Source organism: Streptomyces anatolicus (genome assembly GCF_019400875.1).
GTDB classification, from domain to species: Bacteria; Actinomycetota; Actinomycetes; order Streptomycetales; family Streptomycetaceae; genus Streptomyces; species Streptomyces anatolicus.
In genome coordinates this window covers 1-6,643 of sequence record NZ_WMBF01000350.1, presented here as the reverse complement: position 1 = coordinate 6,643, position 6,643 = coordinate 1, and the positions used below count along the sequence as shown (strand labels likewise).

Sequence of the window (6,643 nt, the reverse complement as noted above, 5' to 3'; positions counted from 1 at the left end):
GACCCTGCCCGTCGCCCCCACCGGCCCCGAGAACCCGCTGCCCCCACTGCGCCCCCTCGGCGACACGCACATCCTGGACGAGCGCGCCAAGGACGGCCTGCCCCGCGACATGGCACGCCAACTCACGTACGAGCCGCTGCGCAGCCTCCTGCCCGTGCGGCTCCTCGACGGGTACGGGCGCGAGCGGACCGACACGCGCCTCGACACGCTCGTCATCGAGAACGACCGGCTGCGCGCCACCGTCCTGCCGGGCTACGGCGGCCGGGTCCACTCCCTCTTCCACAAGCCGACCGGACGCGAACTGCTCTACCGCAACCCGGTGTTGCAGCCCGCGAACTTCGCGCTCAACGGCGCCTGGTTCTCCGGCGGCATCGAGTGGAACACCGGCGCCACCGGCCACACCACCCTGTCCTGCGCGCCCGTCCACGCCGCGCGCGTGACCGCGCCCGACGGCGGCGACATGCTGCGCCTGTGGGAGTGGGAGCGGCTGCGCGACCTGCCCTTCCAGGTGGACCTGTGGCTGCCGGAGGGCTCCGACTTCCTCCACGTCGGGGTGCGCGTGCGCAACCCGCACGAGAAGGCCGCGCCCGTCTACTGGTGGTCGAACATCGCGGTGCCCGAGCAGCGCAGGGTGCTCGCCCCGGCCGACGAGGCCTGGCGGTTCGCGTACGGGGGAGGTCTGCGGAAGGTGCCGGTGCCCGAGTCCGACGGCGCCGACCACACCTACCCGCTGGGCAGCGAGTACGCCGCCGACTACTTCTACGACGTCCCGGACGGCGCCCGGCGCTGGATCGCCGCACTCGACGACGACGGGCACGGGCTCGCGCAGACCTCCACGGACCTGCCGCGCGGCCGCAAGCTCTTCGTCTGGGGCACTGGCAGCGGCGGCCGGCGCTGGCAGGACTGGCTGACCGAGCCCGGCACCGGCGGCTACGCGGAGATCCAGTCGGGCCTCGCGCGGACGCAGCTGGAACACGTACGCCTGGACGCCGAGGCCGAGTTCAGCTGGCTCGAGGCGTACGGGCCGCTGTCCGCGCGGGCCGATCTCGTGCACGGCGACTGGGCGGACGCGCGCGGCGAGACCGAGGCGCGGCTCGCCGAGGCCCTGCCGAGGGAGGCCGTCGACGCCGCGTACGAGGCCTGGCTGGCCTGCGCCGACACGGAGCCGGGGGAGGTGCTGGCGGTGGGCTCCGGCTGGGGCGCGCTGGAGGTCCTGCGTGCCCGGTACGAGTTGCCCGGCACGCCCTTCGACGAGTCGACGCTCGGCCCCGAGCAGGCGCCGTGGCTCGAACTGCTGCGCTCCGGGGCCCTCCCGGAGCCGCGCGAGGCCGCGCCGCCCGGCCCGACGCTCGTGGCACGGCACTGGCGCGACATGCTGGAGACGGCGCCCGCGCGACCGCTCACCGAGTACCACCTGGGAGTCGCCCAGTGGCACGCGGGCGACCGGGCACAGGCCGTACGCAGCTGGGAGCGGGGCCTCGAACTGGCCCCGTGCCGCTGGCCGTTGCTGCGCTGCCTCGCCGTCGCGGACAGCGTCGAGGGGCATCTGGAGCGGGCCGCCGACCGGTATGCGGAGGCGTTCGATGATCTGTGCGGTGACCTGTGCCAGGGGGAGCCGCACGGGAAGCGGTGTGACGACGGTGCCGACTGGACGGCGGCGACGGCCGCGCTAGGCCGCGAGGCGATCTCCGCGCTGCTCGCCGCGGACCGCCCGGAGGCGGCGCGCGCGGTGTGGAACCGCCTCCACGGAACCACCCGCGCCGAGGGCCGCTTCCGCCTCGTCGAGGCCCAACTCCTCCATGCGGAGGGGGACATGGCGGCGGTGCGCGCGGTCTTCGACGAGGGCTTCGAGGCGGCGGACCTGCGGGAGGGCGCCGAGATCGTGGGCGACCTGTGGAAGGCGGCGACGGACGGCGAGGAGATCCCGACGCGCTACGACTTCGGGATGCGGCCACCGGGGATCTGAGGTGGCCCTCAGGTCCCAGATCTCAGGTCGCGGTGACGCGGCGGTCCGCGTACTCGAAGACGGCACCGTCGGGGTGCACGGCGATGAGGTTGCGCCCGGCGGGAGTGGGGACGGGGCCCGCGATGACGCGGGCGCCGGACGCGTTCAGCACGGCGTACGCCTCGTCCACGTCCTGCACCGCGATGGTCGCCGAGACCTTGCGAAGGATCTCCAGCTCCTGCTCCGGGCCGCTCATCAGCAGAAAGCAGCCGATCGCGGCCACGGAGACGCCGCCGCGTTCGAAGCGCATCGCCTTGCCGCCCGCGAGGCGTTCATAGAAGGCGACCGAGGACTCCAAGTCCTCGACGCAGATGCGCAGCGTGGTTCCCAGGATCTCCATGATTGGAACGCCCTCACCTCTGTGGCCCGCCAACGGCTCCGCAACGATTTCATGATTGCCCGCTCCCTCGCCACCGTCTCCGCCTCAGCGAGCAGGAGGGCGGCACCGTCCCGTGCCGCCCTCCTGTCGTGAGTGCGTCGCCCGCCGTCAGGACTGGGGACGGCTGCCGTGGTTCGCGCCGTTCTTGCGGCGGGCCTTCTTCTTGCGACGTCGCTTCGAGGACATGGGTACCTCCGTCTTTCTGGTGGTGCTTCCCGGGTGCGAACCCAGGCGATCATGCGCCGCCTACCCAAGGCGCGATCCCGTTATGGTGTGGCCTGCGTCACACCACCCGGAACTCCTCGACGTCGTCCGTACGCAGCTCAAGACCGTGCCCCACGCCCCCCTCCGGGCGGACGACACCGCCGGTCGGATCGAGCGCCCCCGCGAAGAACATCGACTCGATCCGCACATGGTCGTGGAACCACTCGACATGCCGCAGATTCGGCACGCACGCCGCGACCGCCGCATGCGCGTGCGGCGCCCGATGCGCCGAGACCTCCAGGCCGTGCGCCTGCGCGAGAGCCGCCGCGCGCAGCCACTCCGTGAGGCCGCCGCAGCGCGTGGCGTCCACCTGCAGACAGTCCACGGACGGGATCATGCGCGCCAGGTACGGCAGGTCGTAGCCGTACGCGCCCGCCGTCACGTCACACACCAACGCGTCCCTGACCAGCGCGAGCCCCCGCAGGTCGTCCGACGACACCGGCTCCTCGAACCAGCCCACGCCGTACTCGGCGAGCACCCTGCCCACCCGTACCGCCTGCTTGCGCGTGTAGCCCCCGCTCGCGTCGACGTACAACTCGGCCTGGGGGCCGATGACCTCACGCGCGGTCCGCACCCGCGACACATCGCGGGCGGCCTCCCGGCCCCACCCCTCGCCGATCTTGATCTTGACGCGCGGGATGTGCTGGCCGTGCACCCAGCCGTTCAGCTGCGCCGCCAGATGAGTGTCGTGGTACGTCGTGAAACCGCCGCTGCCGTAGACGGGAACCTCGTCGCGGGCCGCGCCGAGCAGCCGTACGAGGGGCAGTTCCAGGAGGCGGGCCTTCAGGTCCCACAGGGCGATGTCGACGGCCGAGATCGCGCAGCCCGCGGCGCCGGGGCGGCCGGTGTCGCGCACCGCCTTGGTCATCGCGTCATGGGCGGCGGGGATGTCGAGGGCGTCCCGCCCCAGGACGGCCGGGGTCAGCTGCTCCTCGACCAGCGCGGCGACGGAGGCGGGCGCGTATGTCCAGCCGGTGCCTGTCGCGTCGCCCGCGGTGATCTCGGCGATGACGACCGTCGTGGTGTCCCAGGCGAAGGTGCCGTCCGCCTCGGGTGCGTCCGCGGGCACCGTGTACGCGGAGACGACGGGCCGTTCGATCGCGACTGCGTCCTTCATCTGGGACTTCCTCGGTTCGTGGTGCGGGTGGGGCTCCGGGGGTACGCGTAAGGGAGCGGGGCCGCGCAGGGCGCGGTGGCCGGAGGCAGGGGGATGCGTCTCCGGTGCGTCGGTGGGAGCGGGGTCGGATACGGCTTCGGGTAACCCTGAGACGCCGTGACAAACGGTCTCCGAACGCCGCCGGACCTCGGATTCCGGCCTGCCCCTTGGCGCTCCCGCCCCCGGAGTTTGCCGTGCGCCGCGCACGGGCACGCGGGAGGTTCCGACCCCCGTCCGGAGGCACAGAGGCACACCATGAGCCGAGTCCTCGAGCACGGCCGACCCCGGGTGGCCATGCCGGGCGAGCGCGTCCGGCGCGCCGCAGACTGGCTTCCGGACGCCGAACCGCCGCCGGAACGTACAGCCCGGTCCGGCCCGCTCGTCCCCGCCGTCGGCGGACCCCGCGGCCCCGCACCACGCCCGCAAAGCCAAGGAGAACCCCGATGACCAGCAATGACCTCGCCACCCTCGCCCAGCAGCTGCGCGTCGACTCGGTCCGCGCCGCGGCCGCCGCCGAGTCCGGGCACCCCACCTCCTCGATGTCCGCCGCCGATCTGATGGCGGTGCTCATGGCCCGCCATCTGCACTACGACTTCGACCGCCCCGACCATCCGGGCAACGACCGCTTCATCCTCTCCAAGGGCCACGCCTCACCGCTGCTCTACGCCGCGTACAAGGCGGCGGGCGCGCTCACGGACGACGAGCTGCTGACCTTCCGCAAGGAGGGCAGCCGTCTCCAGGGCCACCCGACGCCCCGCGCCCTGCCCTGGGTGGAGACCGCCACCGGCTCGCTCGGGCAGGGCCTGCCCGTCGGCGTCGGCATGGCGCTCTCGGGCAAGCGGCTCGAACGCATCCCCTACCGCGTCTGGGTGCTCTGCGGCGACAGCGAGCTGGCCGAGGGCTCCGTCTGGGAGGCCGCCGAGCACGCCGGGTACGAGCATCTCGACAACCTCACCGTGGTCGTCGACGTCAACCGTCTCGGCCAGCGCGGCCCCACCCGCCACGAGTGGAACCTGAAGGCCTACGCCGACCGCTTCCGGGCGTTCGACTGGCACGTCGTCGAGACCGACGGGCACGACACCGACGCCATCGACCGCGCCTTCCAGGAGGCCGCCTCCACCGCCGGGCAGCCCACCGTCGTCCTCGCCCGCACTCTCAAGGGCAAGGGCGTCGCCTCCATCGAGAACCGCGAGGGCCTGCACGGCAAGCCGCTGCCGGACGCGGAGTCGGCCATCGAGGAGCTGGGCGGCGTACGCGACGTACGCGTCGAGGTGCGCAAGCCGGCCGCGGCGCGCACCCTGCACGCGGAGCGCGCCGGGCACCTCGAACTGCCGCGCCACGAGATCGGCGAGGACGTCGCCACCCGTGACGCCTACGGCCAGGCGCTCGCCGCGCTCGGCACGGCCCGCGGTGACGTGGTCGCCCTCGACGGCGAGGTCGGCGACTCGACCCGCACGGAGTACTTCGCCAAGGAACACCCCGACCGCTACTTCGAGTGCCACATCGCCGAGCAGCAACTCGTCGCCTCCGCCGTCGGCATGGCCGCGCGCGGCTGGGTGCCGTACGCGTCGACGTTCGCCGCGTTCCTCACCCGCGCCCACGACTTCGTACGGATGGCGGCGATCAGCGGCGCGGGCATCAACCTCGTCGGCTCCCACGCGGGCGTCGCGATCGGCGAGGACGGCCCCTCCCAGATGGGCCTCGAAGACCTCGCGATGTTCCGCGCGGTGCACGGATCGACGGTCCTGTACCCGTGCGACGCCCACCAGACCGGGCGGCTCATCGCCCAGATGGCCGAACTCGACGGCGTGCGCTACTTGCGTACGTCACGCGGCGCCTCGCCCGTCATCTACGGCCCCGGCGAGGAGTTCCCCATCGGCGGCTCCAAGGTCCTGCGCTCCTCCGACGCCGACCGGCTGACCCTCGTCGCCGCCGGGGTGACCGTCCACGAGGCGCTGTCCGCCGCGGAGTTGCTGGCGGGCGAGGGCATCGCGGTGCGCGTGATCGACCTGTACTCCGTCAAGCCCGTAGACCGCGACACCCTGCGCGAGGCGGCCACGCGGACCGGCTGCCTGGTCACCGTCGAGGACCACCGCGAGGAGGGCGGCCTCGGCGACGCGGTACTCGACGCGTTCACCGACGGCGGCCCGGTGCCGCGCCTGGTCCGGCTCGCGGTACGTACGATGCCGGGCTCGGCCTCCCCCGAGGAGCAACTGCGCGCGGCGGGCATCGACGCCCAGTCGATCGTGGCGGCGGCACGGCTGCTTGTGGAGGAGGCGGTCGTGCGGTGACCTCGCGGGACGCGTGACGCGGGCCCCGCGCCACCGGTGCCGGGGGCTCAGCCCTGGCCGGGCGCGAGGGCTCACCGCCTCGCCGCCCTGAACCAGGCGTTCGCCGCGGGGCGGAACATCAGGACCACCGCCGTGAGCACCGCCGCCAGATGCAGCACACGGCTCGCGCCGAACAGGACGTCCACGGCGTTCAGGTCACGGAGCGCGTCACCGAACGAGTGCCCGGCGGCCAGCCACCGCGCGGGCTCGACCACCAGGGACAGCGTCCCGAAGACACCGAGTACGACCGCCAGGGCCAGCCGCGCCCAGTTCCCGCCCCGCCGCATCCGCACCGCGACCAGGACGGCCGCCGAGTACACCGCCACGCGCAGGGCGAGGCCGCCCGCGAGGCCCCCGAGGGACGCCTCGCCGTCGGCCGCCGTCCTGATCACCGCGAGCACCGTCTCGAAGACGCCCGCGGCGACCGCGGTGAGCCAGAGCGCGAAGGCCGCCCTGACGGGCGCCGGTGCCGGAGGACCGTCCACCCCCGCGAGCATGCGGGGCAGCGG

At 73.6% G+C, this 6,643-nt stretch carries 6 protein-coding genes; 2 read left to right on the top strand and 4 right to left on the bottom strand.

The genetic code is table 11. The annotated features are described in order from the left end of the window. Positions 1-1,966, top strand: a 1,966-nt coding sequence (locus GKQ77_RS24470; RefSeq protein ID WP_219691093.1) for a DUF5107 domain-containing protein, incomplete at its 5' end; no start/stop codon positions are given. A 22-nt stretch (positions 1,967-1,988) separates the two neighbouring features. On the opposite strand, the gene GKQ77_RS24465 is transcribed toward GKQ77_RS24470, so the two are convergent. From GKQ77_RS24465 to GKQ77_RS24460, 3 genes are all read right to left on the bottom strand, one after another. Further along, the gene (locus GKQ77_RS24465) at positions 1,989-2,345 is read right to left on the bottom strand and encodes a VOC family protein (RefSeq protein WP_219691092.1); all 357 of its coding nucleotides are present in this window, start codon (positions 2,343-2,345) and stop codon (positions 1,989-1,991) included. Between the two features lie 147 nt (positions 2,346-2,492). After that, entirely contained in the window at positions 2,493-2,570 is a 78-nt protein-coding gene (locus GKQ77_RS34190) for a 50S ribosomal protein bL37 (protein WP_370443954.1), read from the bottom strand. A gap of 97 nt (positions 2,571-2,667) precedes the next feature. After that, positions 2,668-3,765, bottom strand: coding sequence for an enolase C-terminal domain-like protein (locus GKQ77_RS24460; protein ID WP_219691091.1), 1,098 nt, complete (start codon positions 3,763-3,765; stop codon positions 2,668-2,670). Positions 3,766-4,247: 482 nt separating this feature from the next. Here GKQ77_RS24460 and GKQ77_RS24455 point away from each other — a divergent pair, with 482 nt between their 5' ends. Beyond that, entirely contained in the window at positions 4,248-6,095 is a 1,848-nt protein-coding gene (locus GKQ77_RS24455; RefSeq protein ID WP_219691090.1) for a transketolase, read from the top strand. A 71-nt stretch (positions 6,096-6,166) separates the two neighbouring features. On the opposite strand, the gene GKQ77_RS24450 is transcribed toward GKQ77_RS24455, so the two are convergent. Beyond that, positions 6,167-6,643: hypothetical protein (locus tag GKQ77_RS24450; RefSeq protein WP_219691089.1), on the bottom strand; the 477-nt coding region annotated here is incomplete at its 5' end.

What these genes read in the sequence shown, in the direction of transcription:
- GKQ77_RS24465 (WP_219691092.1), bottom strand. Translation starts at nt 2,345, where the DNA reads ATGGAGATCCTGGGAACCACGCTGCGCATCTGCGTCGAGGACTTGGAG.
- GKQ77_RS34190 (WP_370443954.1), bottom strand. Translation starts at nt 2,570, where the DNA reads ATGTCCTCGAAGCGACGTCGCAAGAAGAAGGCCCGCCGCAAGAACGGC.
- GKQ77_RS24460 (WP_219691091.1), bottom strand. Translation starts at nt 3,765, where the DNA reads ATGAAGGACGCAGTCGCGATCGAACGGCCCGTCGTCTCCGCGTACACG.
- GKQ77_RS24455 (WP_219691090.1), top strand. Translation starts at nt 4,248, where the DNA reads ATGACCAGCAATGACCTCGCCACCCTCGCCCAGCAGCTGCGCGTCGAC.